General features: G+C 69.8%; 24 protein-coding genes. 17 read left to right on the top strand and 7 right to left on the bottom strand.

Going from position 1 to position 25,318, the window contains the following annotated elements:
• Positions 1-65: 65 nt before the first annotated feature.
• A complete protein-coding gene (locus ACZ60T_RS03680) occupies positions 66-794 on the bottom strand; it encodes a lysophospholipid acyltransferase family protein (RefSeq protein WP_365630772.1) in 729 nt (242 codons plus the stop codon).
• Positions 795-1,086: 292 nt separating this feature from the next.
• Between ACZ60T_RS03680 and ACZ60T_RS03675 the strand changes: the two genes are divergently transcribed.
• From ACZ60T_RS03675 to ACZ60T_RS03655, 5 genes are all read left to right on the top strand, one after another.
• A complete protein-coding gene (locus ACZ60T_RS03675; RefSeq protein ID WP_469664101.1) occupies positions 1,087-1,413 on the top strand; it encodes a TlpA family protein disulfide reductase in 327 nt (108 codons plus the stop codon).
• A gap of 264 nt (positions 1,414-1,677) precedes the next feature.
• The gene (locus tag ACZ60T_RS03670) at positions 1,678-2,187 is read left to right on the top strand and encodes a flavin reductase family protein (protein WP_365630768.1); all 510 of its coding nucleotides are present in this window, start codon (positions 1,678-1,680) and stop codon (positions 2,185-2,187) included.
• A 197-nt stretch (positions 2,188-2,384) separates the two neighbouring features.
• A complete protein-coding gene (locus ACZ60T_RS03665; RefSeq protein ID WP_252422716.1) occupies positions 2,385-3,170 on the top strand; it encodes an electron transfer flavoprotein subunit beta/FixA family protein in 786 nt (261 codons plus the stop codon).
• 56 nt (positions 3,171-3,226) lie between these two features.
• A complete protein-coding gene (locus ACZ60T_RS03660; protein WP_365630764.1) occupies positions 3,227-4,189 on the top strand; it encodes an electron transfer flavoprotein subunit alpha/FixB family protein in 963 nt (320 codons plus the stop codon).
• 181 nt (positions 4,190-4,370) lie between these two features.
• Entirely contained in the window at positions 4,371-5,693 is a 1,323-nt protein-coding gene (locus ACZ60T_RS03655) for a DUF6986 family protein (RefSeq protein ID WP_469664098.1), read from the top strand.
• Here ACZ60T_RS03655 and ACZ60T_RS03650 read toward each other — a convergent pair.
• Positions 5,659-6,744 (bottom strand): LacI family DNA-binding transcriptional regulator, encoded by a 1,086-nt coding sequence (locus tag ACZ60T_RS03650; RefSeq protein ID WP_365631024.1) that lies wholly within the window; start codon positions 6,742-6,744, stop codon positions 5,659-5,661. The two genes, ACZ60T_RS03655 and ACZ60T_RS03650, sit on opposite strands and share 35 nt — an antisense overlap.
• Before the next feature lie 229 nt (positions 6,745-6,973).
• Here ACZ60T_RS03650 and ACZ60T_RS03645 point away from each other — a divergent pair, with 229 nt between their 5' ends.
• Positions 6,974-7,945, top strand: coding sequence for an ROK family protein (locus tag ACZ60T_RS03645; RefSeq protein ID WP_469664096.1), 972 nt, complete (start codon positions 6,974-6,976; stop codon positions 7,943-7,945).
• A gap of 168 nt (positions 7,946-8,113) precedes the next feature.
• Here the strand turns inward: ACZ60T_RS03645 and ACZ60T_RS03640 are convergent, their stop codons facing one another.
• The gene (locus tag ACZ60T_RS03640) at positions 8,114-10,144 is read right to left on the bottom strand and encodes an NPCBM/NEW2 domain-containing protein (protein WP_469664751.1); all 2,031 of its coding nucleotides are present in this window, start codon (positions 10,142-10,144) and stop codon (positions 8,114-8,116) included.
• Positions 10,145-10,411: 267 nt separating this feature from the next.
• On the opposite strand from ACZ60T_RS03640, the gene ACZ60T_RS03635 reads away from it, so the two are divergent.
• The 4 genes from ACZ60T_RS03635 to ACZ60T_RS03620 all read left to right on the top strand — a co-directional run bounded on the left by ACZ60T_RS03635 (position 10,412) and on the right by ACZ60T_RS03620 (position 13,992).
• Positions 10,412-11,680 (top strand): ABC transporter substrate-binding protein, encoded by a 1,269-nt coding sequence (locus ACZ60T_RS03635; protein WP_469664094.1) that lies wholly within the window; start codon positions 10,412-10,414, stop codon positions 11,678-11,680.
• Positions 11,681-11,700: 20 nt separating this feature from the next.
• Positions 11,701-12,612 carry a carbohydrate ABC transporter permease gene (locus tag ACZ60T_RS03630; protein ID WP_469664092.1) on the top strand — a complete coding sequence of 304 codons (912 nt, stop codon included), beginning with the start codon at positions 11,701-11,703 and terminating at the stop codon, positions 12,610-12,612.
• Positions 12,609-13,532: a carbohydrate ABC transporter permease gene (locus ACZ60T_RS03625; protein ID WP_469664089.1), complete on the top strand. Its 924-nt coding sequence runs from the start codon at positions 12,609-12,611 to the stop codon at positions 13,530-13,532. The genes ACZ60T_RS03630 and ACZ60T_RS03625 overlap by 4 nt, the downstream gene beginning before the upstream one ends.
• Positions 13,533-13,620: 88 nt before the next feature.
• A complete protein-coding gene (locus tag ACZ60T_RS03620) occupies positions 13,621-13,992 on the top strand; it encodes a MiAMP1 family antimicrobial peptide (protein ID WP_365630752.1) in 372 nt (123 codons plus the stop codon).
• On the opposite strand, the gene ACZ60T_RS03615 is transcribed toward ACZ60T_RS03620, so the two are convergent.
• The gene (locus ACZ60T_RS03615) at positions 13,977-14,168 is read right to left on the bottom strand and encodes a hypothetical protein (RefSeq protein WP_365630750.1); all 192 of its coding nucleotides are present in this window, start codon (positions 14,166-14,168) and stop codon (positions 13,977-13,979) included. The genes ACZ60T_RS03620 and ACZ60T_RS03615 overlap by 16 nt on opposite strands.
• Before the next feature lie 78 nt (positions 14,169-14,246).
• Between ACZ60T_RS03615 and ACZ60T_RS03610 the strand changes: the two genes are divergently transcribed.
• From ACZ60T_RS03610 to ACZ60T_RS03580, 7 genes are all read left to right on the top strand, one after another.
• Positions 14,247-14,441, top strand: coding sequence for a hypothetical protein (locus ACZ60T_RS03610; RefSeq protein ID WP_469664087.1), 195 nt, complete (start codon positions 14,247-14,249; stop codon positions 14,439-14,441).
• Between the two features lie 150 nt (positions 14,442-14,591).
• Entirely contained in the window at positions 14,592-15,635 is a 1,044-nt protein-coding gene (locus tag ACZ60T_RS03605) for an NUDIX hydrolase (protein WP_469664085.1), read from the top strand.
• A gap of 258 nt (positions 15,636-15,893) precedes the next feature.
• On the top strand, positions 15,894-17,717 hold the full coding sequence (locus ACZ60T_RS03600) for an ABC transporter family substrate-binding protein (RefSeq protein ID WP_469664083.1): 1,824 nt from the start codon (positions 15,894-15,896) through the stop codon (positions 17,715-17,717).
• A 149-nt stretch (positions 17,718-17,866) separates the two neighbouring features.
• Positions 17,867-18,853, top strand: a complete 987-nt coding sequence (locus tag ACZ60T_RS03595) for an ABC transporter permease (protein ID WP_469664081.1) — start codon at positions 17,867-17,869, stop codon at positions 18,851-18,853.
• A complete protein-coding gene (locus tag ACZ60T_RS03590) occupies positions 18,846-19,766 on the top strand; it encodes an ABC transporter permease (RefSeq protein WP_469664079.1) in 921 nt (306 codons plus the stop codon). The genes ACZ60T_RS03595 and ACZ60T_RS03590 overlap by 8 nt, the downstream gene beginning before the upstream one ends.
• Positions 19,763-20,884, top strand: a complete 1,122-nt coding sequence (locus tag ACZ60T_RS03585; RefSeq protein WP_469664077.1) for an ABC transporter ATP-binding protein — start codon at positions 19,763-19,765, stop codon at positions 20,882-20,884. Before ACZ60T_RS03590 ends, ACZ60T_RS03585 begins: the two co-directional genes overlap by 4 nt.
• A complete protein-coding gene (locus ACZ60T_RS03580; protein ID WP_469664076.1) occupies positions 20,881-21,954 on the top strand; it encodes an ABC transporter ATP-binding protein in 1,074 nt (357 codons plus the stop codon). Before ACZ60T_RS03585 ends, ACZ60T_RS03580 begins: the two co-directional genes overlap by 4 nt.
• On the opposite strand, the gene ACZ60T_RS03575 is transcribed toward ACZ60T_RS03580, so the two are convergent.
• The 3 genes from ACZ60T_RS03575 to ACZ60T_RS03565 all read right to left on the bottom strand — a co-directional run bounded on the left by ACZ60T_RS03575 (position 21,927) and on the right by ACZ60T_RS03565 (position 25,125).
• Entirely contained in the window at positions 21,927-22,979 is a 1,053-nt protein-coding gene (locus tag ACZ60T_RS03575; protein ID WP_469664074.1) for a protein kinase family protein, read from the bottom strand. The two genes, ACZ60T_RS03580 and ACZ60T_RS03575, sit on opposite strands and share 28 nt — an antisense overlap.
• An 11-nt stretch (positions 22,980-22,990) precedes the next feature.
• Positions 22,991-23,707, bottom strand: coding sequence for an MBL fold metallo-hydrolase (locus ACZ60T_RS03570; RefSeq protein ID WP_469664072.1), 717 nt, complete (start codon positions 23,705-23,707; stop codon positions 22,991-22,993).
• Between the two features lie 62 nt (positions 23,708-23,769).
• Positions 23,770-25,125, bottom strand: a complete 1,356-nt coding sequence (locus ACZ60T_RS03565; protein WP_469664070.1) for a M20/M25/M40 family metallo-hydrolase — start codon at positions 25,123-25,125, stop codon at positions 23,770-23,772.
• Between the last annotated feature and the right edge of the window lie 193 nt (positions 25,126-25,318).

Genomic DNA, 25,318 nt, shown 5'->3' with positions numbered 1-25,318 from the left:
CGCGGCCGGTCAGCAGTCCGTCGACTGCTGACCGGCCGCGTATCGGCGTGTCCGGGGGCGTTCCGTCAGTGTGCGCCGGCCGTGCGGAGCTGCTCCGGGGTGGGGGCCGTGCCGCCGAGGTGGGCGGGCATCCACCAACTGTCCTCCGGGCCCTTGGGGCGGCCGGGGTAGGCGCGCTGCGCGGTCTCCAGCAACTCCTGGACGCGCTCGCGCAGTTGACGGGTGAGCGCGCCCGCGTACGTGTCGCGCGGGGCCTCCATCGCCTCGCCGACCCGGATGGTGATCGGGGTGTGGCTGCGCTTGAAGTTGCGCGGGTGCCCCTTCGTCCACAGCCGCTGCGTGCCCCACACCGCCATCGGGACCAGCGGGACGCCCGCCTCCTGGGCCAGGCGCGCGGCACCCGACTTGAAGCCCTTGAGGGTGAACGACTGCGAGATGGTGGCCTCGGGGAAGACGCCGATGACCTCGCCGGACTTCAGTGAGTCCAGCGCGTGCGCGTACGCGGCCTCGCCCTGCTTGCGGTCCACCGGGATGTGCTTCATGGCGCGCATCAGCGGGCCGGAGATCCGGTGCCGGAAGACGGACTCCTTGGCCATGAAGCGCACCAGACGCTTCTGCGGCAGCGCCGCCAGGCCGTTGAAGATGAAGTCCAGATAGCTGATGTGATTGCTCACCACCACCGCGCCGCCGGACCGCGGGATGTTCTCCGAGCCCTGGCAGTCGATCTTCAGGTCCCATGCCTTGAACATCGTGAGGGCAAGGCCGACAACAGGACGATAGACGAGCTCAGCCATGGACGGGACGGACCCTTCTCTCTGCCTGGGAAGGGGCTCCCGGCGAAAGTTACGCAGCCGTAGGTTTACGGCACGTTGCCGATCGTGCCCCAAGAACGCGTGCGGGGCCAGTCCTGATGCCGCTGAACAGCGAGATCCTCGTCACGTCAGCCGTATGGACCACCGCGGCCCCCGCTCCGAGGTGCGGGAATGTCCCCGGCCCCGTGGACGCTGGAGGAGGACGCGGGGTTGCGCTCGTGCCGACGAGCATGTACGGAGCCGGGTACCGGCGAGAGAGAGCGGGAGAGCGGACGTGGGTGGAGCGGACGACGGCGGGCGGCTCGGTGCGGGCGAGTTGGGGCAGGGACTCGGCGGACGGGCCACCCTCGTGCAGTTCTCGAGCGCCTTCTGCGCCCCCTGCCGCGCGACGCGGCGGATCCTCGCCGAGGTGGCGGCCATGGTGCCCGGCGTCGCCCATGTCGAGATCGACGCCGAGCAGCGGCTCGAACTCGTGCGCGCCCTCGGCATCCTGAAGACACCGACCGTCCTCGTCCTCGACGCCGAGGGGCGGATCGTGCGCCGCGCGACCGGACAGCCGCGCAAGGCGGACGTGATCGCCGCGCTCGGCGCGGCCGTCTGACGTCCCATCGGCCCAGGTGGGTGACGTACGAGGCGGCCCTGCGGCGGCGGGTGAGACATCTCCCAGATCCCGGGGCGCACTTGACTCTGCGCCCCAGCTATCGTCAGCTTGACCCTATGCCCCCGGAATTCCTTCTCCCCGAGCGTGTCCACGTGGTCCCGGCCCGCACCGCGAGTGGGCGCGCCGTCCGGGCTGAATGAGCAGCCACGGATCCTCCCCCCTCCGCGGGGTCCCCCACGTCGTCTCTCGCAGAAGGACAACTCCATGACGGCCACGCCCGACCTCGGCACCCCCCGGCTCGCCTCCCCGGACCTGTTGCGCTCCGTCTTCCGCCGACACGCGGCGGGAGTCGCCGTGATCACGGCCCAGTTGGGCGGCAGCCCGGTCGGCTTCACCGCCACCTCCGTCGCCTCCGTCTCCGCCGAGCCCGCGCTCGTCTCGTTCGGCATCGGGACCGGCGGCTCCAGTTGGCCCGTCATCTCCGAGGCCCGCCATGTCGGGGTGCACATACTCGGCGAGCACCAGGAAGCCCTGGCCCGTACGTTCGCGAGGAGCGGCGCGGACCGCTTCGGGCCGCCCACGGGCTGGCGCGAGGGGCCGGAGGGTGTGCCCGTACTGGACGGCGTCCTCGCCTGGCTCGTCTGCCGTGTGGTGGCGCGGGTGCCCGCCGGGGACCATCGCATCGTCGTGGGCGAGGTCGTGGCCGGTGACCCTTCGGGTGAGGGGCGCCCGCTTGTCTACCATCAGGGGCACTTCAACGGTCTTCGCGACTGACCCTACTGGCCGGTTACACAGCGTTGCCAAGGTCACAGTGCAAAGCGCTTGCTTAGCGGGCGCTCGCTGGGTGTACTACTGACGAGTAATATCTCGTTCGGAGCGCGGGGTCGCCCCGATCGGGATCGGCCGCTTCAGGCGCCTATGCTGCCTGCAAGAAGGCAGCCCAGAACTGACGATGCAGTAGGAGAGCCGGCGTGAGCTTGAGGATCGTTGTCACTGTGAAGTACGTGCCCGACGCCACTGGCGACCGGCACTTCGCCGATGACCTGACCGTGGACCGCGACGACGTGGACGGTCTCCTCTCCGAACTCGACGAGTACGCGGTCGAGCAGGCGCTTCAGATCGCCGAGGAGGCGGACGACGCCGAGGTCACCGTGTTGACCGTGGGCCCGGAGGACGCCAAGGACGCGCTGCGCAAGGCGCTGTCCATGGGTGCCGACAAGGCGATCCACGTGGAGGACGACGACCTGCACGGCACGGACGCCATGGGCACCTCGCTGGTGCTGGCCAAGGCGATCGAGAAGGCCGGCTACGACCTGGTGATCTCCGGTATGGCCTCCACCGACGGTGCCGCCGGTGTCGTCCCGGCGCTGCTGGCCGAGCGCCTGGGCGTCCCGCAGGTCACCCTGCTGTCCGAGGTCGCGGTCGAGGACGGCGTCGTCACGGGCCGCCGCGACGGCGACACGGCCTCCGAGCAGCTTCAGGCGCAGCTCCCGGCCGTGGTGTCGGTGACCGACCAGTCGGGCGAGGCGCGTTACCCGTCCTTCAAGGGCATCATGGCGGCCAAGAAGAAGCCGGTTCAGGCCTGGGACCTGTCGGACCTCGACATCGAGGCCGAGGAGGTCGGCCTGGAGGGTGCCTGGACGAAGGTCGAGTCCGCGACCGAGCGTCCGGCGCGCACCGCGGGCACGATCGTCAAGGACGAGGGCGAGGGCGGCAAGCAGCTCGCTGAGTTCCTCGCGAGCCAGAAGTTCATCTAAGGCTCACCCCCCTTATCGCCCCTCAGACTTCGCAATCCGCAAGGAGATCCATTCCCATGGCTGAAGTTCTCGTCTACGTCGACCACGTGGACGGTGCCGTCCGCAAGCCCACCCTGGAGCTGCTGACCCTGGCCCGCCGCATCGGCGAGCCCGTCGCCGTCGCCCTCGGCGCGGGCGCGGAGAACACCGCGTCCACGCTGGCCGAGCACGGCGCCACGCGCGTCCTCACGCACGACGCCGCCGAGTACGCCGACTACCTGGTCGTCCCGAAGGTGGACGCGCTCCAGGCCGCCCACGAGGCCGTCTCCCCGGCCGCCGTCCTCGTCTCGTCCTCCGCCGAGGGCAAGGAGATCGCGGCCCGGCTGGCGCTGCGCATCGGCTCGGGCATCATCACCGACGCCGTCGACCTGGAGGCCGGTGCCGAGGGTCCGGTGGCCACCCAGTCGGTGTTCGCCGCCTCGTTCAGCACCAAGTCCCGTGTGTCCAAGGGCACTCCGGTCATCACGGTCAAGCCGAACTCCGCCGCGGTCGAGGCCGCCCCGGCTGCCGGTGCGGTCGAGGCCCTGGCGGTGTCCTTCTCCGCCCAGGCCACCGGCACCAAGGTCACCGCCCGTACGCCGCGCGAGTCGACGGGCCGTCCGGACCTGACCGAGGCCGCGATCGTCGTCTCCGGTGGCCGTGGTGTCAACGGCGCGGAGAACTTCTCGATCATCGAGGCGCTGGCCGACTCCCTGGGTGCCGCGGTGGGCGCGTCGCGTGCCGCCGTGGACGCGGGCTGGTACCCGCACACCAACCAGGTCGGCCAGACCGGCAAGAGCGTGTCGCCGCAGCTCTACATCGCCTCCGGTATCTCGGGCGCGATCCAGCACCGCGCCGGTATGCAGACCTCGAAGACGATCGTCGCGATCAACAAGGACGCCGAGGCGCCCATCTTCGAGCTGGTCGACTACGGCGTCGTGGGTGACCTGTTCGAGGTCGTCCCGCAGCTCACCGAGGAGATCAAGTCCCGCAAGGGCTGAGCCACTTCATGAGCGGCAGCCCCCGTGACCGCCTCGGCGGCCCCGGGGGCTGCGCTCTGTTGTGGGCCGGGCGCCTTTCGGACACGGCTTCACCGTACGGTCGTTGACCGGCCGCGGGGCCCGCGGATAGCGTCGCTCGACACGTTCTTGATTCCGGTCGGCGGAAGACGGAGGCCGTGCGATGGGGCGAACGAGGGTGGCCACGAGTCTCGCGGGTGCCGTCAGCGAGGAGATCGGCGCCTTCCTGGCCCCGGTCGACGCCGCGTTGGCACGCCACTACCCCGGCGACCCCGGCACCCGTCAGCCCGTCCACACGGTCTACGTCCCCGGTGACACCTTCGCCGCCGACACCGTCCGCGCCTGGGGCGAGCGGGCCCTCGCCGCCCTCGACGAACACGCCCCGGACGCCGCCTCGTTCGCCGCCGTCCTCGGCCTCGCGGACGATCTCGCCGGGCCCGTGTACGAGCGCGTGCGCGCGAAACTGGCGCGCGAACCGATCGAAGACCTGCGCGTCGACTTCGAGGACAGCTACGGATCGCGCCCGGACGCCGAGGAGGACGAGCATGCCGCCCGCGCCGCCCGGCTGATCGCGCAGACCCGCGCCGAGGGCGGGACCACCGCCCCGTACGTGGGCATCCGGATGAAGTGCATGGAGGCGCCCGTACGGCGGCGGGGCATCCGTACGCTCGACGTCTTCCTGACCGGCCTGATGACGGCGGGCGGTCTGCCGGACGGGCTCGTGCTCACGCTGCCGAAGGTGACGTATCCCGAGCAAGTCGCCGCCATGGCACGGCTGTTGGGGGAGTTCGAGCAGGTGCACGGACTCGCGCCGGGGCGGCTCGGGTTCGAGATCCAGATCGAGACCAGTCAGGCCGTCCTCGCGGCCGACGGCACCGCGACCGTCGCCCGGCTGATCCGCGCCGCCGAGGACCGCGCCACCGGGCTCCACTACGGCACCTTCGACTACAGCGCCTGCCTCGGCGTGTCCGCCGCCTACCAGGCCAGTGACCATCCGGCCGCCGACCACGCCAAGGCGATCATGCAGGTCGCCGCGGCGGGCACCGGAGTACGCGTCAGCGACGGCTCCACCAACGTCCTGCCGACCGGCCCCAGGGAGCGGGTCCACGACGCCTGGCGGCTGCACCACCGGCTCACCCGCCGCGCGCTCGCCCGCGCCTATTACCAGGGGTGGGACATGCACCCCGGCCATCTCCCGACCCGGTACGCGGCCGTCTTCGCCTTCTACCGCGAGGGGTACGAGCAGGCCGCGGCCCGCCTCGCCCGCTACGTACGCCGAGTCGGCGGCGACGTCATGGACGAACCGGCGACCGCCCAGGCCCTCGGCGGCTATCTGCTGCGGGGCCTGGACTGCGGCGCCCTCGACGACGCGGAGGTCACCGAGGCGAGCGGGCTGAGCCGGGCCGAGCTGGAGGCGTTCGCGACACCGCGTAGGGGCGCTGCGGACCGCCTTACGACGGCGGCAGTTCGCCCGAGCCACGGGTGATCAGCCGCGTCGGCAGCTCGATGCGCTCCGGGGTGAGCAAGGAGCCGTCGAGTTGGCCGAAGAGACGCTCGGCGGCCGTGCGGCCGAGCGCGGCGGCGTCCTGGGCGACCACCGTGACACCGGGATCGAGCAGATCCGCCAGCTCGAAGTCGTCGAAGCCGACGAGGGCGACGGAGCGGCCACGCCCGGCGAGGACCCGGACGACGGTGACCGTCACCCGGTTGTTGCCCGCGAAGATCGCCGTCACGGGCGCGGGACCCGCGAGCATCTCCTCGGCGGCCCGCCGCACCCGCTCGGGGTCGGTGACCCCGAGGGACATCCAGGAGTCCTCGACCGGTATGCCCGCGTCCGCCATGGCGGCCCGGTAGCCGCGCAGCCGTTCGGCCGCGGTGTGGATGCGCGGCATGTCCCCGATGAAGCCGATCCGTCGGTGGCCGTGTGCGAGCAGATGCGCGACCCCGTCGCGGGCGCCGCCGAAGCTGTCGGACAGCACCGCGTCGGCGTCGATCTTCCCGGCCGGGCGGTCCACGAACACCGTGGCGACCCCGGCCCTCATCTCGGGCTCCAGATAGCGGTGGTCGTCACCGGCCGGGATGACGACCAGACCGTCCACACGGCGCGCGCACAGTGCCAGCGCCAGTTCCTGCTCGCGCTCCGGGTCCTCCGCGCTGGAACCGTTGATGAGCAGGGCGCCGTGGGCGCGGGCGACCTCCTCGACCGCGCGGCTCAGCGGCCCGTAGAACGGGTCCGCGAGGTCCTCCAGGACCAGGCCGATGCTCGCGGTACGGCCCTTGCGCAGCACGCGCGCGCTGTCGTTGCGGCGGAAGCCCAGGGCCTCGATGGCCTCCTGGACCCGGCGTTCGGTGTCCGGGGTGACCCCGGGCTCACCGTTGACCACGCGCGAGACCGTCTTCAGTCCGACACCGGCCCGTGCCGCCACGTCCTTCATGGTCGGACGGCTGCCGTAGCGGGTTCCGGTGCCGGTTCCGGAGAGACGGTCTGGTCGCGGGGCTGTCTCGGGCACGATGCGCTGTCCTGTCCGGTCGTCCATGGAGAGGTGACGCTCCATGAGGTCCTATGAGGCTGTGGGGCCTTGTGGTGTCTGACTGTGTGGCGTGCGGCTATGGGGGATCGGTACGGCTGTGTGGCGAGGGGCTGTGTGGCGTGAGGCTGTGTGGGACTGTGTGGCGTCGAGCATAGAGCCTGGACAACGTTGTCAGAGCGGGGGAAACTGTCCTCCGCGAATCTGCGGCTCACGCCCTTGGGGAGATCTGACACTGATGCACACCGACCTAGTGCCGCTAGTGGCCGCCCTCGACATCGGCGGCACCAAGATCGCCGGAGCGTTGGTCGACGGCCACGGCCGGATCCTGCTGCGCGCCCAGCGCGCGACGCCCGCGCGCGAGCCCGGCGACACCGTGATGGACGCCGTCGCGGACGTCCTGACGGAGTTGGCCGCCTCCCCGCTCTGGCGCGGCGTGCGTGCCGTCGGCATCGGCAGCGCCGGACCGGTGGACGCCTCCACGGGCTCGGTGAGCCCGGTCAACATACCGGGCTGGCGGGCGTACCCCCTGGTGGAGCGGGTCCGGGCCGCGACGAACGGTCTGCCGGTCGAGCTGATCGGCGACGGCGTGGCCATCACGGCCGCCGAACACTGGCAGGGCGCCGCCCGCGGCCACGACAACGCGCTGTGCATGGTGGTGTCGACCGGTGTCGGCGGCGGTCTGGTGCTGGGCGGACGGCTGCATCCGGGCCCGACGGGCAACGCGGGCCACATCGGGCACATCAGCGTCGACCTGGACGGCGCCCCGTGCCCGTGCGGCTCGCGCGGTTGTGTGGAGCGCATCGCGAGCGGGCCGAACATCGCACGCCGCGCCCTGGAGGGCGGCTGGCGACCGGGCCCCGACGGCGACACCTCCGCCGCGGCGGTGGCCGCCGCCGCCCGCGAAGGACATCCGGTGGCCGTGGCCTCCTTCGAGCGGGCCGCGCGGGCGCTGGCCGCGGGCATCGCGGCGACGGCGACCCTCGTCGAGATCGACATCGCGGTCATCGGCGGGGGCGTGGGCAAGGCCGGTGACGTCCTGTTCACCCCGCTGCGCGCGGCCCTGGCCGAGTACGCCACGCTGTCCTTCGTCCAGCGCCTGACCGTGGCCCCGGCGCTGATGGGCACGGACGCGGGCCTGGTCGGCGCGGCGGCAGCGGCGCTCACGGCCACGCCCCCGCGGCCGAACGCGACGGCGGCCGGAGTCTGACAAGAGGGGTGTCTGACAACAGGCCGGTGGGCCAGGGCTGTTCGGACACCCCGGCCACCGGCCACCCCATGCGACCGTGCCCCGGTCAAGGCCTCATGCGTCAACGCCTCGTGCGTCAACGCCTCATGTGTGACGGCCTCATACGTCCAGGCCTCATACGTTCAAGCCTCATGCTCCGCACGTCAGCTTCGCGTCCGCCCAGTCCGCGTGGTCGGAGTCGATGCCGTCGCCGCCGTCGGTGACGACGAGATGGACCACCTGAGCGCCGGTCACATCGGCGGTGAGCTGCTGTGCGGGCATCCCGTCGGTCAGCACCCCGGTGGCGGCGGCCGTCGTGTCGTCCGCCCGGATCGCGAAGGCGACCGTCCCCGCGCCGCCCTTCTCGTCGTCCACGCCGACCCGCGCCGAGACCGTGCGGCACAGCCCGCCCGTGTAGAACGCGACGTCGCTCTCGGCGTGGACCCCGAGCCCCTTGGCGTACACGGTCCCGCCGATGGTGATCGGATGACCGTCACCCGCGGCGCTCTCGCCGTTGCTGGTGTCGCGCTCCACGGGACCGTAGCCGTTGACCGTCGAGATCCACGGCAAGTCGCCGAGGTACGAGACCCCGTCGGGCGGCGGCGCGACCACCGTCGCCGTGACCGGTACCTCGCTGCTCGCCCGTACGCCGTTCGGCGCGCGGTAGTCCGTCCTCAGCGTCAGGTCGTACGACCCCGTCGCCGTGCCCTCGGGCACGGTCACCCGCCAGGTCGTCCGCAGCGTGTGTCCCGTCGGCAGCGCGCCCGCGGTCGTCGGGGACGTGGGCCGCACTGTCCATCCCGAGGGCCCGGCCAGGGACACGGACACCCGCTCGGCCGGGGTGCGGCCGAGGTCCGTCACCGCCGAGGTGAAGTCGGCCGTCCGGCCCGCCTCGGTGAACGGGCTGCCGTCCAGGCGCAGTTCGACGGCGGGCGGGTGCTCGGCCCACTTCCGGTCGGCCGTGACGCGGACGAGGAGCGTGCTGTGCGCGGGCACCGTCGCCGAGATCGTGCCCGCGGTGTTGGCGGTCGTGTGCCGCCACAGGTCGCGCAGGGTGTACGCGCTCGCCCGCGGCAGGCCGACCGCCGTCGCCGTCGTACTGATCCGCTGGGCGGTGTTCGTCTCGTTGAACAGGGCCACGGCACGGCTGCCGTCCGCCATCTCCTTGGCGACCGCCCAGCGCCCGCCCTCGGACGAGACCACCGCGCCCTGCTTGCCGAGCGGGTCCTGGTCGACGGCGATGACCTCCTTGTTGCCGAGGATGTCGAAGGTCGCCGGGGAGGCCGTACGCAGATCGGAGCCGATGAGCAGCGGCGCGGCCATCACCGACCACAGGGAGAAGTGGGTGCGGTACTCGGTGTCCGTCATACCGCCGTTGCCGACCTCCAGCATGTCGGGGTCGTTCCAGTGCCCGGGACCCGCGTACGGCGCGAGCGGAAGGTTCTGCTTGAGGATCGACAGCATCGAGCCCCAACTGTCGCTGATGTCACCCGTGGTGCGCCACGACTGCCCGAGGTCGGGGGCCCATTCCCAGGGCTTGTTCGCGCCCCACTCGCAGATGCTGTAGACGATGGGCCGACCGGTCGCCTTCAGGGCGTCGCGCATCGTCGTGTAGCGCTGCTTGGCGTCCACGCCTTGGTTGTTGCAGTTGTCGTACTTGAGGTAGTCCACGCCCCAGTCGGCGAACTGCCGCGCGTCGCTGTACTCATGGCCGAGCGCGCCGGGGAACCCCGCGGGGTTGCAGGTCTTGGTGCCCGCGCTGGTGTAGATACCGAGCTTGAGCCCCTTGGCGTGGACGTAGTCCGCAACTGCCTTGATCCCGTGGGGGAAACGGGCCGGGTCGGGGACGAGCTTGCCGTCCGCGTCCCGCGTCGGCAGGGCCCAGCAGTCGTCGAGGTTGACGTACTGGTACCCGGCGTCCTTGAGCCCCTTCGCCACGAACAGATCCGCGATTCCTTCGACCATCGACTCGTCGAACTCCGCACGGCACTGCGTGGAGTTCCAGTTGTTGAAGCCCATCGGCGGGGTGAGAGCGAGTCTGTCGGCCTGTGCGGGCGCCGCCGCCGGGGTCGTACGCGGGCCGGCCAGGGCCGGTGTGGCGAGTCCGGCCGTGCCCAACAGCCCTGCGGTGAGCGCTCCGATCACTCTTCGACGGATGGTGCGGGTGAGAAGGTGACGCATCATGACGTTCCTCCGTACTCGCGACAGAAGGGATGTCTTCCAGCTCGCATCAGCGTGCGCGTTTACGGTAGGCCGTGTTGGACTGTGTTGGAAGGGATGTGGGTAACAGTTGATCGGTATCTCGTCAGAACCCTTGACGACGCCCCTACAGGGGGGTGAGATCCAAGCCTTGCGTTCGGTTGTGTTGAGTGGCATTCCGAGGAGAGCGACATGGCACAGTCATCGTTGGAGGGACCCACGTCGTCCGGGAGCCCGACCGGACATCGGATGTCCCGGCGAACTCTCTTACGGAGCACGGCCGTCGGCGTCGGTGCCGTCACCCTGCCGACCCTGCTGGCCGCCTGCGGAAGCGGACCGGGCGGCGACAAGAACGAAGTCACCGTGGGGTCCAACGCCTCGGACGCGGTGCCCAAGACGGCGTTCCAGGCCGCCTTCGACGCCTATGAGAAGGAGTCGGGCAAGAAGGTCAAGGTCAACACCAAGGACCACAACGACTTCCAGGAGAACATCAACCGCTATCTCCAGGGAACGCCCGACGACGTCTTCATGTGGTTCGCCGGATACCGCATGCAGTACTTCGCCGAGAAGGGACTGCTCACCGACATCAGCGACGTGTGGCAGGGCTTCACCGGATTCTCCGACGCCCTCAAGGCCCAGTCCACGCACGCGGGCAAGCAGTACTTCGTGCCGTACTACTACTACCCCTGGGCCGTCTTCCACCGGAAGAGCCTCTTCGTGAGCAAGGGCTACCAACAGCCCAAGAACTGGGACCAGTTCATAGCCCTGGCCAAGCAGATGTCCAAGGACGGGACACCGGTCGCCTTCAGTGACAAGGACGGCTGGCCCGCCATGGGCACCTTCGACTACATCGACATGAGGCTGAACGGATACGACTTCCACAAGTCCCTGATGGCGGGCAAGGAAGCGTGGACCGACCCGAAGGTGCGCAACGTCTTCGACACCTGGCGCGAACTCATGCCGTACTACCAGAAGGGCGCTCTCGGCCGCACCTGGGAGGAGGCCGGGCAGAGCCTCCAGCAGCGCAAGACCGGCATGGCCGTCTTCGGAATGCCGCACCCCGGCAGCCAGTTCCCGGAGAACGAACGGGACGACATCGACTTCTTCGCCTTTCCCGAGATCGACCCGCAGCACGGACAGGGCGCCGTCGAGGCACCTATCGACGGGTTCCTGATCGCCCGCAAGTCGAAGAACATGTCCGGCGCCAAGAACCTGCTGACCTGGCTCGGCAAGCCCAAGGCCGAGGACGTCTACCTCCGGCACGACCCCAACAACGTGGCCGTGAACTCCGGTGCGGACACCTCCGGTTACAGCGCCCTTCAGAAGAAGTCCGCTGAACTCGTCGCCGGTGCCCAGCAGATCTCGCAGTTCCTGGACCGCGACACCCGGCCCGACTTCGCCTCCACCGTGATGATCCAGGCGATCCAGGAGTTCATCGGGAACCCGAAGGACGTCGACGGGCTGTGCAACAAGATCGAACGACAGAAGAAGACCCTCTTCTCGCAGGCCGCCGACTGATACACAAGGGGATACGTTCCGTGGCGCTCACCTCTCCACGGCGCGCCCGCCGACGGCTGCGCCGGTACACCCGCCGCGACCTCGTCGTCCTCGGCGTGCTCCTCGGCATTCCCGTCCTGCTGGACCTCGCCATCGTATGGGGCCCGACCCTGGCCTCCATCGGGCTCTCCTTCACCTCCTGGGACGGCGTCGGTGACATCCACTGGGTGGGAACCGACAACTACCGAAACCTCTTCACCAACTACCCGCCATTCTGGCCGGCCGCCCGCCACAACGTGCTGTGGCTGCTCTTCCTCGGTCTGGTCGCGACGCCCTTCGGGCTGCTGCTCGCGGTGCTCATCGACCGGGGCGTCCGCTTCAGCCGCTTCTACCAGTCCACGATCTATCTGCCGGTCGTGCTCTCGCTCGCCATCGTCGGCTTCATCGCCCAACTGATCCTGGGCACCGACCAGGGCGTGGTCAACACGATCATCGGTCCCCGGCAGAGCCCGATCGACTGGCTCGGCGACTCCGACCTCAACATCTGGATGATGATGATCGCGGCGAGCTGGCGGCACACCGGGTACGTGATGATCCTCTATCTCGCGGGCCTCAAGTCCGTCGACCCGGCGCTGAAGGAAGCGGCGGCGATCGACGGGGCCAACGCCCGTCAGACGTTCTTCCGCGTGGTGTTCCCCACCCTGCGTCCGGTCAACGTCATCGTCGGCGTGATCACGGTCATCGAGGCGCTCCGGGCCTTCGACATCGTCTACGCGGTCAACAAGGGCCGCAACGGCCTGGAACTGCTGTCCGTGCTGATCACCGACAACATCATCGGCGAGGCCGGCCGCATCGGGTTCGGCTCCGCCATCGCGGTCGTCCTGCTGACTGTCTCCCTGGGGTTCATCGTGACGTTCCTGGTCCAAGAGCTGCGAGGTGCGCGCGAGCGATGAGCGCCGACCTCCGTACCGCCGCGCCGCCCCGTCCGGCCGCGGGGCCCGTCACCGCCCCGAAGTCCCGTCCGCGTAAGGGCCGTTGGGGTGTGCACATCTTCCTGATGGCCGTGTCCCTGGCGTTCCTCGCCCCGCTCCTGCTGGCGGTCTACGCCTCCCTGCGGCCCTACGAGGACACCGCGCGGTACGGCTACTTCTCCTGGCCCCACCATCTGTCCTTCGACTACTACCGCCGGGCCTACACCGAGTCCGGCATGGGCAAGTACTTCACGAACACCCTGCTGATCGCCGTCCCCGCCGTGCTCGTCACCCTGTTCCTCGCGTCCTTCGTGGCCTTCGCGGTCTCCCGGCTGAAGCTGCGCGGCGGGCTGGTCCTGCTGCTGTTCTTCACGGCGGGCAACCTGCTGCCCCAGCAGGTCATCGTGACCCCGCTGTATGTGCTGTTCAACAGGATCCCGCTGCCGTGGTGGATGTCCGACTCACTGATGATGTACGACTCCTACTGGGCCGTCATCGTCGTCAACATCGGGTTCCAACTGGGCTTCTGCGTCTTCGTCCTGGCCAGTTTCATGCGCACGCTCCCGCAGGAGATCATGGAGGCGGCGATCGTCGACGGCGCGGGTGTGTGGACCCGCTTCTGGCACATCACCCTGCCGCTGTGCCGCCCGGCCCTGGCGGCGCTCGCCACGCTCGAATTCGCCTGGATCTACAACGACTTCCTCTGGGCCCTGATCTTCATCTCCGACCCGGACAAGCTGCCGATCACGTCGTCGCTCAACAACCTCAGAGGCCAGTTCTTCACCGACTACAACCTGCTGGCCGCGGGCTCGATCCTGGTGGCCCTGCCGACGATCCTCGTCTTCCTGCTGCTGCAACGGCAGTTCATCGCGGGGCTCACGCTGGGGTCGACGAAGGGGTAGGAGTTCTGAGGAGGCGCAGCGCGCCACACGAAGGGGTGAGGCGCGGGGGCGGGAAGTGTCCGGGAGGGCCGAGCCCCGTTACCAGGACATGATCATCTCTCGTACCTCACAGCAGGCCACCTCGATCCGCCGGGTCGCCGCCGCGCTCGCGGCAGCCGCGGCGCTCGGCGGCCTCACCGCGGTCCCCGCCACCGCGACCGAGTCCCGCGCGTACGGCATGACCTCGTCCTTCGTCGCCTACGAAGGGACGAGCTACTCGGGGCGGTCGGCCGACATCAACGGCTGCGGCCAGCACGCGATCCCCTTCCACGGCTCCTACAAGTGGATCCCGCGCGGCCAGGACGGCCGGATGCACAACGCCGCCGACGGCCGCGACCCCGTCCACACGGTCCTGCGCAGCAACAGGGACGCGGAGATGTCCACCCCCTTCGGCTGGCGGACCATCTACATCGTCTGCTGACGCGTCGATGAGCTGAGCGACGGGCGCGCCGGGTACGGTCTTCGGCCCGGCGGCTCGGGATCCGCCGGGTTCGATGCCGTCAGGCACAGTAGCTTCCCCAACTCCAGCGCGGCCCGGGGGTCGCCCGCGGTCGCCCTGCCACGCAGCTCTGTGATCAACTCGTCGGTGATCGCCATGAGGTGACGCTACAACCCGCCACTGACAGCGAGACCCGCGCGCGTGACCCCCGGTGGGGTTTCGCCGTTGGGCCGGGTATGAAGAAGCGCAGCATGCTCGCCATCGCCTCCCTCGCCGCCGGATTCGTCGTGGCCGCCGTCACCCCCTCGCACGCCGCCGACCACGAGACCTTCGGTGGGCTGAACGTCAAGGACGCCCTCAGCACCGTCGACCACACCGTCGACCAGGACGGCCTCGCCGGGGACGAGGGTGCCCTCGGGCAGAACGGCTGACGGGCGGCAGCTTCGACGACGCGGCGCCGGTGTCCTCAAGGGCACCGGCGCCATCGTGCGCGGGACGGCGGACGCGCACTCATCAGCAGCGGGTTTCCATGGCAGGGTGGAGTGGGCAAGCCCCAGGGGGCCAACAGAAGAGGGGGAACCGTGACCGTCGTCTGGATCAACGGTGCGTTCGGTGCGGGGAAGTCCACGACCGCACGCGAACTGGTCGAACTGATCCCGAACAGCGCGCTCTTCGACCCCGAGGTCATCGGCGGAGCGCTCCCGCACCTGCTGCCGCCCAAACGCCTCGCCGAGGTCGGCGACTTCCAGGATCTGCCGATCTGGCGACGGCTCGTGATCGACACCGCCGCCGCGCTGCTCGCGGATCTCGGCGGTGTCCTGGTCGTGCCGATGACCCTGCTGCGCCAGGAGTACCGCGACGAGATCTTCGGCGGCCTCGCCTCCCGCCGTATCCCCGTACAACATGTGCTCCTCGCCCCGGCTGAAACGATCCTGCGCGAGCGCATAGCCGGGCGGGAGGTCCCGCCGGACCTCCCCGACGGGGAGATGGGCACCCGCCAGTGGTCCTACGACCACATCGAGCCCTATCGCACCGCCCTCGGCACCTGGCTCGCCGCGGACGCGCACCCCGTCGACACCAGCGCCCTCACCCCGTACGAGACCGCCCTGCGGATCGCCGAGGCCGTCCGGACCGGCGACGCGCCCGTCTGCGACATCGTGCAGACCCCGGAGCCGACCGCCGAGACCGTCGCCGCCGGTGTGCTCCTCTTCGACGAGCAGGACCGTGTGCTGCTCGTCGACCCCACCTACAAGGCCGGTTGGGAGTTCCCCGGCGGCGTCGTCGAACCCGGCGAGGCTCCCGCCCGCGCCGGTATGCGGGAGGTCACCGAGGAGACCGGCATCGTCCTCGCCGAGGTTCCCCGGCTGCTCGTGGCCGACTGGGAGCCGCCCATGCCGCCCGGCTACGGCGGACTGCGGCTCCTCTTCGACGGCGGTCGGCTCGACAGCGCCGAAGCGGGCCGCCTGCTGCTGCCCGGACCCGAGCTGCGCGGCTGGCGGTTCGTCACCGAGGCGGAGGCGGCGAATCTCCTTCCGCCCGTGCGCTACGAACGGCTCCGCTGGGCGCTGCGGGCCCGTGAACGCGGCGCCGCGCTCTATCTGGAAGCGGGCGTCCCGGTCGGCTGACCCGCCCGGCGGCCATGACCCGCGTGAGGTCGACGGTGCCTCTGGCGCGACGGCGCCGGGTCTGACGCGTGCGCCACCTGCTGGCTTTGCCTGGCGTGTGCGGTTCCGAGTCGAAAGCACGGCCGAATCGATGCTGTCCCGGTATCCATCGAGGCGTGGCGAAGGAACGCCACCGCCTTACCGTGAAGTGCAGCTCCTCTCTCTGGCGGCCGTGGAGCCGCCCTGACAAGCCGGATGCATCATCGGCCAAGGAGGGACATGCGCGTGCACTCATCGGCCCTGACGAAGGGCCTCACGCTGGCCGCCGGGCTCACTCTGGTCCTGACCGCCTGTAGCGGTGGCGGTGGTGGCAACGGAAGCTCCCACAAGGGCAGTGCGGCCGCCGGGCTGTCGTCCTGCGCCACCCAGGGCAAGGCCAACACCTGCAACGCCGCCGCCACCAAGAGCGGCGGAACGTTCACCTATGTGCTGGAGAAGAACATCCAGCAATGGCTCGTCCAGGACTCCAACGGCAACAGCTTCGAGAACGGCGAGGCGATCAGCGTCGTCCTGCCCCAAGTGTTCGTCCCGCTACCGGACTTCAGCGTCACGCTCAACACCGACCTGGTGACCTCGGCGACCCAGACGAGCACCAGCCCGCAGACCTTCGTCTACAAGATCAACCCGAAGGCGTCGTGGAACGACGGCACACCGATCACCGCCGACGACTTCGTCTACTACTGGCGCACCAACAACGGCAAGGACTGCCCGCCGCCCCCGGCCAGTGACTCCACGCAGACCAAGGGGTGTCTGCCGCAGAGCACGGCCGGATACGACCGGGTCAAGTCCGTCACCGGGTCCGACGGCGGCAAGACCGTCACCGTCGTGATGAACAAGCCCTTCGCCGACTGGAAGCAGCTGTTCGGCGCGGGCTATCCGCTCTACCCGGCGCATGTCGCCGAGAAGCTCTCCGGCGCCAAGGTGGGTGACGCCGCGCATATGACAGCGGCTCAGATGGCCCAGGGCTGGCAGTACTTCCTGAAGACACCGCCCAGCAAGTACCCGACCGCCGGTCCGTACAAGATGCAGGACTGGACGGACAACGACCATGCCACCTTCGTCCCCGACCCCAAGTGGTGGGGCGCGCACAAGGCGAGCCTCCAGCGGCTCATCTTCAAGGTGATCACGGACGCCACCCAGGAGCCGACCGCGCTGCGCAACAACGAGGTGCAGGGGATCTACCCGCAGCCCGAAGTGGACCTGGTCAACCAGATCAAGGCCATCCCGAATGTCACCTACACCATCGGCGCCGGTCTCACCTGGGAACACTTCGACCTCAACCTGCACAACCCGGTGATCGGCAAGTATCTGGCGCTGCGCAAGGCGATGTTCACGGCCATCAGCGTCAAGGACATCATGGCCAAGACGGTCGGCCAGTTCGATCCGGACGTGAAGCCGCTCGGCAGCCACAACTACGTGCCCGTACAGTCGGGTTACCAGGACGTCGTCACCGGCACCGGACAGGGCTCGGGTGATCTCGCCAAGGCCAAGCAGTACTTGACCGACGCCAAGTTCACCGGCATCGGCACGGCACTGAAGACCCCGGACGGCAAGGCCGTCGGACCCTTCAACTGCCGCTACACGACGGGCAATCAGATCCGGCAGAGCGAGTGCCAGATCCTGCAGAGCGCCCTCGCGTCCCTCGGTGTCAAGGTCACCATCAAGCCGATCGGCGCCGCCGACCTCGGCACGGTGCTCACCGGGCACCAGTACGACATCATCGTCTTCGCCTGGGTCGGCTCCCCGTTCCCGGGCGCCAACGCGCAACAGAACTGGACCACCGGAGGCGGTGGCAACTACGGCGGCTACAGCAACAAGGAGGTCGACAAGCTCATCGGCCAGGCGGTGGGTGAGGTCGACTCCGGCAAGGCGGCGAGCCTCCTCAACCAGGCGGACGCGCTCATGGTGAAGGACGCCTATGTCCTGCCGCTGTACCAGAAGCCGACGATCCTCGCGGTGCAGACACGGTGGGTGAACATGCGGGACAACGCCACCAACGTGGGCCCGCCGTACAACGTCGCCGAGTGGGGCCTGAAGAAGTAACGGCCCCGGCTCGGTCCACGCTCAGGCGCGGGTGTCCGGCCCCGACTGCCCCGGGGCCGGGCCTCTCGTACCGACTGACGTCCTCCCAGCGGCACTTCGAGAGAAGACGTCCGAGAACTCCGCAGAGAAGCTCTTCGAGAGAAGACCGCATGCTCGCCTACACCGTGCGCCGCCTCCTCGTCTCCCTCCCCGTCCTGATCGTCTCGACGTTCGTGGTGTTCCTGGTGGTCGTCAACGCCGGGGACCCTGTGGCCAACTTCGCCGTCTCACGGCAGCCCGCCCCGAGCAAGGCCGCCGTGGCCGCGTTCGCGCGGCACATCCACGCCGACCAGCCGGTCGCGGAACGCTACTGGAACTGGATCACCGGAGTCCTGCACGGCGACTTCGGCCCCTCCGTCCAACCCAACCTGGACATCGGGCACGACCTGTTCACCCGGTTCCGGGTGACCCTCACCCTGGTCGCCGCCGCGATGGTCCTCGCCCTCCTGATGGCCGTGCTGTTCGGGGTGTTCAGCGCGCTGCGCCAGTACTCCGTCGCCGACTACGTCATCACCTTCCTCGGCTTCCTGTTCCTCGCCATGCCCGTGTTCTGGTTCGCCGTGCTGCTCAAACAGGCCGGTATCTGGTTCAACCAGCAGACCGGCAGTCAGTTCCTCGGCACGATCGGCGAGAAGTCGCCGTACCTCGAAGTCGACACCACCTGGAACCAATTCTCCGACCGCATCGGCCATCTCACCCTGGCCACCATCACGTTGGCCCTGGTCTCCTTCGCCTCCTGGACCCGCTACACCCGGGCCTCCATGCTGGAGGTCCTGGACAGCGACTATGTGCGCCTGGCCCGCGCCAAGGGGCTGCGCCGGGGCCGGGTCATGACCCGGCACGCCCTGCGCACCGCCCTCATCCCGCTCACCACCGTCGTCTCCCTCGACATCGGGATCATCCTCGGCGGGGCCGTGGTCACCGAGACGATCTTCCAGTGGCACGGCATGGGCGAGATGCTCGTCCAGGCGGCGACCTCCATCGACGTCTACCGGACCATGGCCTGGCTGCTGCTGTCCGCCGTGATCGTCATCGGGCTCAACCTCATCGCCGATCTTCTCTATGCCGTACTCGACCCGAGGATCCGCTATGACTGACCTCAAGGCCCCCGGCTCCCCGGGCACCGAAGTGCCGCGCGCCGACCATGAGTTCACGGTGCAGCAGCGCAGCCAGACCCAGTTGATCCTGCGCCGCTTCCTGCGCCACCGGGCCGCGATGATCAGCCTGGTCGTCTTCCTGCTGATCCTGCTGTGGGCGTTCGTCGGCCCGCATCTGTGGCACTACTCGTACCAGAAGTACACCCCGGACAACTCCCAACCACCCTCGGCCAAGCATCCGTTCGGCACGAACGCCGCCGGATACGATGCCTACGCCCAAGTCATGCGCGGCACCCAGACCTCGCTCAAGATCGCCCTCCTGACCGCCCTCGGGTCCACCCTGCTCGGCGCGGTGTGGGGTGCCGTCGCGGGCTTCTACCGGGGTGTGGTCGACGCGGTCATGATGCGTGTCACGGATCTCGTCCTGACGCTGCCGCTGTTCGCGATCGCCCTGGTCATCTCCTCGCGCACGGGCGGCGACTGGTACTGGATCGCGATCGTCATCGCGGGCTTGACCTGGGCGTACGTGTCCCGGGTCGTACGGTCCACGGTGCTGTCGCTGCGGGAGAAGGAGTTCGTGGAGGCGGCACGGGCGCTCGGCGCCTCCGACGCGCGCATCATCTTCCGGCATCTGCTGCCGAACACACTCGGCCCGATCATCGTGAACGCGACCGTGCTGGTGGCCACCGCCATCCTCACGGAGACCGCGCTGTCGTTCCTCGGCTTCGGTGTCCAACCGCCCGACACCTCCCTGGGGTTGCTGGTCTCCCAGGCCCAGACGGCGGTCGACACCCGGCCCTGGCTCTTCTACATCCCCGGCGCCTTCATCATCGCGATCGCCCTCACCATCAACTTCATCGGTGACGGGCTGCGCGACGCCTTCGACCCCCGGCAGCAAAGGGTGCGACAGTGACGACCACGAGCAGTGAGGGCGTCCGGGCGGGCGCCGCCACCGACGCCGTTCTCGAAGTCGACGGCCTCGGCGTGGAGTTCCCCACCGAGGACGGGACCGTACGGGCCGTACGCGGGGTCGGCTACCGCCTCGGCCCCGGCGACTCGCTCGGCATCGTCGGCGAGTCCGGGTCCGGGAAGTCCGTCACCGCCACGGCCGTGATGGGGCTGCTCCCGGCCACCGCGAAGGTACGCGGCTCGGTGCGGTTCGAGGGCACCGAACTGCTCGGTCTGTCCGACGCACGGCTGTCGGACATCCGCGGCAAGGGCATCGCGATGATCTTCCAGGACCCGATGACCTCCCTCAACCCCGTCTACACCGTGGGCTATCAGATCGCCGAGACCCTCCTGCGGCACCACCCGGACATGAAGGCGAGGGAGGCCCGGGTGCGGGCGGTCGACCTGCTCGGCACGGTCGGCATCCCCGGCCCCGAGCGCCGCGTCGACAGCTATCCGCACGAACTGTCCGGTGGCATGCGCCAACGGGTCGTCATCGCTATCGCGATGGCCAACGACCCCGACGTGATCATCGCCGACGAGCCGACCACCGCGCTGGATGTGACCGTACAGGCGCAGATCCTGGACGCGCTGGAGACCGCGCGCGCCGAGACCGGAGCGGCCCTGGTCCTCATCACCCACGATCTGGGTGTGGTGGCCGGACACACCGACCGGGTCGCGGTGATGTACGCGGGCCGGATCGTGGAGACGGGCTCGGTCGAGGACATCTTCTACGCCCCGCGCATGCCCTACACCCTCGGCCTGCTCGGCTCGCTGCCCCGGCTGGACCGTGAGGAGGAACGACTCACCCCCATCAGCGGATCACCGCCGTCACTGCTGAACCTGCCACCGGGCTGCCCCTTCGCACCCCGCTGCCCGATGCGCCAGGACGTCTGCGACCGCGACGAGCCGCCGCTGCGTCCCGCGGGGCGCGACGGCCATCTCAGCGCCTGCCACTTCGCCGAGGACCTCGTCGGCACCGGAGCCGAGCAGGTCTTCGACGCGGTCGGCGCCGACTCCGAGGCCCTGGCCCGCTTCGCCGACGCGACATCCACCGGCAACCGCGAGGAGGACTCCGTATGAGCGCGCCCGCGCGGACAGCAGCCACCGTGCTGCCCCCGCTTCCCGGCCATGGCGGCACCGGCGAACCCGTCCTCCAGGTCCGCGACCTCGTCAAGCACTTCCCGGTCATGTCCCGTGGTGTCGTCCGCCGACGCGTGGGGGACGTCCACGCGGTCTGCGGGGTCTCCTTCGACCTGTTCGCGAACGAGACCCTCGGCCTGGTGGGGGAGTCGGGCTCCGGCAAGACGACGACCGCGCGCACCGTACTGGGACTCGAGCAGGCGACCTCGGGCCAAGTCCGCTACGACGGCCAGGAGTTGACCGAACTGAGCCGCCGCCGCATGCGCCCGCTGCGGCGCGAGTTGCAGATCGTCTTCCAGGACCCCTACGCCTCCCTGGACCCGCGGATCACCGTGCACGAGATCGTCGCCGAGCCCCTGCGCATCCACGGCCGCTACGGCCCCGGGGCCCGCGACGACGTACGCGAACTGCTGCGCCTGGTCGGCCTCAACCCCGAGCACGGCAACCGCTTCGCCCACGAGTTCTCCGGTGGCCAGCGCCAACGCATCGGCATCGCACGGGCGTTGGCCCTGCACCCCAAGGTGATCGTGCTGGACGAACCGGTGTCGGCCCTGGACGTGTCGATCCAGGCGGGCGTCCTCAATCTGCTGATGGACCTGCAGAGCGAACTCGGCCTGTCCTTCCTCTTCGTGGCCCACGACCTGTCGGTGATGCGCCATGTGGCCCGCCGGGTCGCCGTCATGTACCTGGGCCGCCTGGTGGAGATCGCCCCCGCACGCGACCTGTTCGCCCGCCCCGCACACCCCTACACCCAGGCCCTCGTCTCCGCGATCCCCCTGCCCGACCCGCGCAAGGAACGGGCCCGGAGGCGGATCACCGTCCACGGTGACGTACCGAGCCCCGTCCACCCGCCGAGCGGCTGCCGCTTCCGCACCCGCTGCCCCAAGTTCGCCCATGACCTGACCGACCCCGAACGCACCGCCTGCGTCGAACAGCCCCCGGAACTCATCGACCGCGGCAACGGCAACCCGGTCGCCTGCCACTACGCGGAGACGGTGCGCCTGTTGTAGAGGTCCCGGAGTCTCTCGTGCGGGTACGGGGTCCACCGGCTCTCGTCCTGGAGGCGGCGGACGAAGTCGGCACGGGCGGCGGTGAGCGGCGCGTAACGGGTGATGATCCGGGCGGCGGTGGGCGGGACACCCTGGGGACGTTCCCCCTCGGCGCAGGCGCGCACGAAGGCGTCACGCTCCTTCCTGCCGTACCCGTACAGGGCGGTCACCAGCCAGTTCACGAAGTGGGCGGCCGAGTACGCGTGGTCGTAGCCGCGGTGTCGGTTCAGGAACTCGCGCTCGTCACCCGCTAGTCGGAAGCGGGAGGACAACGTGAGGCCGTAGTCGCAGAGGAAGAGACGTCGGCCGTCGGTGAGGACGTTCTCGAAGTGGGCGTCGAAGTGCACGACTCCCTGGCCCTCCAGGAAGTCGGCACTCTCCCTCAACTGCCGCTCGACCAGAGCACATGCGGCGTCGGCGTCGCCCGAGGCGAGCTGTGCGCCGAGCCACTCGTGGACGGTGTGGGGCAGATACTCCAGGAACAGCGTCACGTTCGCGGTGGCGGTGCGCAGCGCCTCGAGCCGTTCACGCACCTGTGGAGCGCCACCCCAGTAGGCGACGACTCGTTCCACGTCCGCCAACTCCTCGTGCAGGGGTTGAGGCGTGTCACTGAGCACTCGCCAGTGGTGCATGAGCGGGAAGCCGGAGAAGCGACCGGCCAGCACCCAGTTCGTGGTCATCGTGTGCACGGCCAGTTCACGCCAGGCACCGAAACCCGGATTGCCGAGGCCGTAGTGGAAGACGGGCGGCACATGGAGGAGGTTCGCGGTGGACCGCGCGTTCTCGGGCAGCCGCTCCACATCCGTCAGCGGCACCCGCTTCACGAAGACCTTCCTGCCCTCCACCTCGATCAGGACGGAACGCCCGCCGATCCCGACGCCGAGTGGTGTGCCCGATGCCACGAGTCCGGCGAGATCGCGATCGCTGACGAGGGCGAGCGCGGTGGCGATGTCGCTGTGGGCGGCGAGGCGCGCGGCAGGGGACATGACCTCCATCCTCAGGGACCGGCCCGGTAACCGTCCGCCGCTTCGCGAAGTACGTCCGCCGCCTTCTGCCTGACCGGCTCACCATGACCGAAGCACGCCATGTCCGTGTCGAGCGCGGCGAGTTGCCGGAACGAGCGGATGGCCTGGGCCCGGTCGAGGTTGAACACACCGAGGATGACCGTGCCGTCCGCGGGGGAGACGGCCACCGCGTCGCCCGTGAACAGGACGCCGTGCTCGGGGAGATGGAGCGCGATGCTGCCGTGCGTATGGCCGGGGGCGTGAACGACCCGGGCGCCGCCGCCGAAGTCGAGGACGTCTCCGTCCTCCAGGCCGCTGACACGGTCCGGTCGGACGGGTTCGCCCTGCGGCAGGTGCCGGGCGACCGCCGCGTGCACCGGCCGCTCCCACTCCTCGAAGACCGGTGGCGGGGCGGGCAGTTGCCCCAGGACGACCGGTGCGTCCAGGCGATGGGCCAGGACCTCCGCGCCGCTCAGCGCGGCGAGTTCGGCCGCTCCGCCCATGTGGTCCTCATGGAAGTGGGTGAGCACGATGCGCCGTATCCGCGACAGGCCCCGGCCGAGTGCCGTGATCGCCTCGGCGATCGGTGCGCCGGACCCCTTCGGACCGGCGTCGACGAGGGTCAACTCGTCGTCGTCGCACCAGAGATAGGCCTGGCCGACCGCGAAGCGCAGGAGGTGAAGACGGGGAAGGAGCGGGATGACGTCCATGCCCCGACCGTAGGCAAGGCCCCCGCCCAAGAGGCAGGGGCCTTAGCTACGAGCAGAGGGGATCAGCCCGCCGCGTAGTTGCGCAGGAACAGCGCCTCCGTGACCGACAGGCGCTCCAACTCCTCAGGGGACACGCTCTCGTTGACGGCGTGGATCTGCGCCTCCGGCTCGCTCAGGCCGATGAGGAGGATCTCGGCCTGCGGGTACAGAGAGGCCAGCGTGTTGCACAGCGGGATGGAGCCGCCCTGGCCCGCGTACTGCATCTCCTCACCGGGGTAGGCGACCGCCATCGCCTCGGCCATCGCCGCGTACGCCGGGCTCGAGGTGTCCGCGCGGAACGCCTGCCCCTGCCCCACCTGCACCGTCCGCACCCGGGCACCCCACGGCGTGTGCGCCTCGAGGTGGGTCTGGAGCAGCTTCGTCGCCTCCGCCGCGTCCGTGCCCGGCGCCACCCGCAGGCTCACCAGCGCGCGGGCGCTCGCCTGCACCGACGGCGTCGCGCCGACGACCGGCGGGCAGTCGATACCGAGGACGGTCACCGCGGGGCGCGCCCAGATGCGGTCGGCGACCGATCCGGAACCGATCAGCTCCACCCCGTCGAGCACCTTGGCGTCCGCGCGGAACTGGTCCTGCGCGTACTCCACGCCCTCCCAGTGCGTCTCGGAGGACAGCCCGTCGACGGCCGTCGAACCGTCCTCGGCCCGCAGCGAGTCCAGGACCCGGATCAGCGCGGCCAGCGCGTCGGGCGCCGCCCCGCCGAACTGACCGGAGTGCAGATTGCCCTCCAGCGTGTCGATCGCGACCTGCACGAGGGTCATCCCGCGCAGGGTCGAGGTGACCGTCGGCAGGCCGACCCGGAAGTTGCCCGAGTCGCCGATGACGATGGCGTCGGCCGTGAGGAGGTCGGGGTGTTGCTCGGCGTACCGCTCCAGACCGCCCGTGCCCTGCTCCTCCGAGCCCTCCACGATGACCTTGACGTGCACGGGCACGCCGCCGTTGGCCTTGAGCGCACGCAGCGCCAGCAGATGCATGACGACGCCGCCCTTGCAGTCGGCGCTGCCCCGTCCGTACCAGCGGCCGTCCCGCTCGACCAGCTCGAAGGGCGGCGTGGTCCAGCCGGCCTCGTCCAGCGGCGGCTGCACGTCGTAGTGCGCGTACAGCAGGACCGTCTTCGCGCCCTCGGGGCCGGGCAGGAAGCCGTACACCGACTGAGTGCCGTCCGGGGTGTCGAGGACCGCCACGTCCTGGAAGCCCTCGGCGCGCAGGGCGTCGGTGATCCAGCGCGCGGCGCCCTCGCTCTCGGCCCTGGCGAACTGGTCGAAGTCCGCCACCGACTTGAAGGCCACCAGTTCGGTGAGCTCCTCCTTCGCCCTGGGCATCAGAGAGGCGACGGTCTCGGCGACCGGATTCGACGACATGGGCACGCTCCTTGTAGGTGCGATGGTGTACCGACGGGTACCGCGGTGTATCGATGTACGTGATCCTATGGGTGTACGCGCGTCCTGGTCGGTTGTGCGTACACAATGCCGATCCTCCCACAGCGGTCCGTACGGACGTCGCCGTAGGATGCGGGGGACAGGTGCGGCAGGTGGCTTGATCGGAGCAGTAGAC

The organism is Streptomyces sp. NPDC104371, assembly GCF_055583785.1.
This window is presented reverse-complemented; position numbering and strand designations above follow the sequence as displayed.

What these genes read in the sequence shown, in the direction of transcription:
- ACZ60T_RS03680 (WP_365630772.1), bottom strand. Translation starts at nt 794, where the DNA reads ATGGCTGAGCTCGTCTATCGTCCTGTTGTCGGCCTTGCCCTCACGATG.
- ACZ60T_RS03670 (WP_365630768.1), top strand. Translation starts at nt 1,678, where the DNA reads ATGACGGCCACGCCCGACCTCGGCACCCCCCGGCTCGCCTCCCCGGAC.
- ACZ60T_RS03660 (WP_365630764.1), top strand. Translation starts at nt 3,227, where the DNA reads ATGGCTGAAGTTCTCGTCTACGTCGACCACGTGGACGGTGCCGTCCGC.
- ACZ60T_RS03655 (WP_469664098.1), top strand. Translation starts at nt 4,371, where the DNA reads ATGGGGCGAACGAGGGTGGCCACGAGTCTCGCGGGTGCCGTCAGCGAG.
- ACZ60T_RS03650 (WP_365631024.1), bottom strand. Translation starts at nt 6,744, where the DNA reads ATGGACGACCGGACAGGACAGCGCATCGTGCCCGAGACAGCCCCGCGA.
- ACZ60T_RS03645 (WP_469664096.1), top strand. Translation starts at nt 6,974, where the DNA reads ATGCACACCGACCTAGTGCCGCTAGTGGCCGCCCTCGACATCGGCGGC.
- ACZ60T_RS03640 (WP_469664751.1), bottom strand. Translation starts at nt 10,144, where the DNA reads ATGCGTCACCTTCTCACCCGCACCATCCGTCGAAGAGTGATCGGAGCG.
- ACZ60T_RS03635 (WP_469664094.1), top strand. Translation starts at nt 10,412, where the DNA reads ATGTCCCGGCGAACTCTCTTACGGAGCACGGCCGTCGGCGTCGGTGCC.
- ACZ60T_RS03625 (WP_469664089.1), top strand. Translation starts at nt 12,609, where the DNA reads ATGAGCGCCGACCTCCGTACCGCCGCGCCGCCCCGTCCGGCCGCGGGG.
- ACZ60T_RS03620 (WP_365630752.1), top strand. Translation starts at nt 13,621, where the DNA reads ATGATCATCTCTCGTACCTCACAGCAGGCCACCTCGATCCGCCGGGTC.
- ACZ60T_RS03615 (WP_365630750.1), bottom strand. Translation starts at nt 14,168, where the DNA reads ATGGCGATCACCGACGAGTTGATCACAGAGCTGCGTGGCAGGGCGACC.
- ACZ60T_RS03610 (WP_469664087.1), top strand. Translation starts at nt 14,247, where the DNA reads ATGAAGAAGCGCAGCATGCTCGCCATCGCCTCCCTCGCCGCCGGATTC.
- ACZ60T_RS03600 (WP_469664083.1), top strand. Translation starts at nt 15,894, where the DNA reads ATGCGCGTGCACTCATCGGCCCTGACGAAGGGCCTCACGCTGGCCGCC.
- ACZ60T_RS03595 (WP_469664081.1), top strand. Translation starts at nt 17,867, where the DNA reads ATGCTCGCCTACACCGTGCGCCGCCTCCTCGTCTCCCTCCCCGTCCTG.
- ACZ60T_RS03590 (WP_469664079.1), top strand. Translation starts at nt 18,846, where the DNA reads ATGACTGACCTCAAGGCCCCCGGCTCCCCGGGCACCGAAGTGCCGCGC.
- ACZ60T_RS03580 (WP_469664076.1), top strand. Translation starts at nt 20,881, where the DNA reads ATGAGCGCGCCCGCGCGGACAGCAGCCACCGTGCTGCCCCCGCTTCCC.
- ACZ60T_RS03575 (WP_469664074.1), bottom strand. Translation starts at nt 22,979, where the DNA reads ATGTCCCCTGCCGCGCGCCTCGCCGCCCACAGCGACATCGCCACCGCG.
- ACZ60T_RS03570 (WP_469664072.1), bottom strand. Translation starts at nt 23,707, where the DNA reads ATGGACGTCATCCCGCTCCTTCCCCGTCTTCACCTCCTGCGCTTCGCG.
- ACZ60T_RS03565 (WP_469664070.1), bottom strand. Translation starts at nt 25,125, where the DNA reads ATGTCGTCGAATCCGGTCGCCGAGACCGTCGCCTCTCTGATGCCCAGG.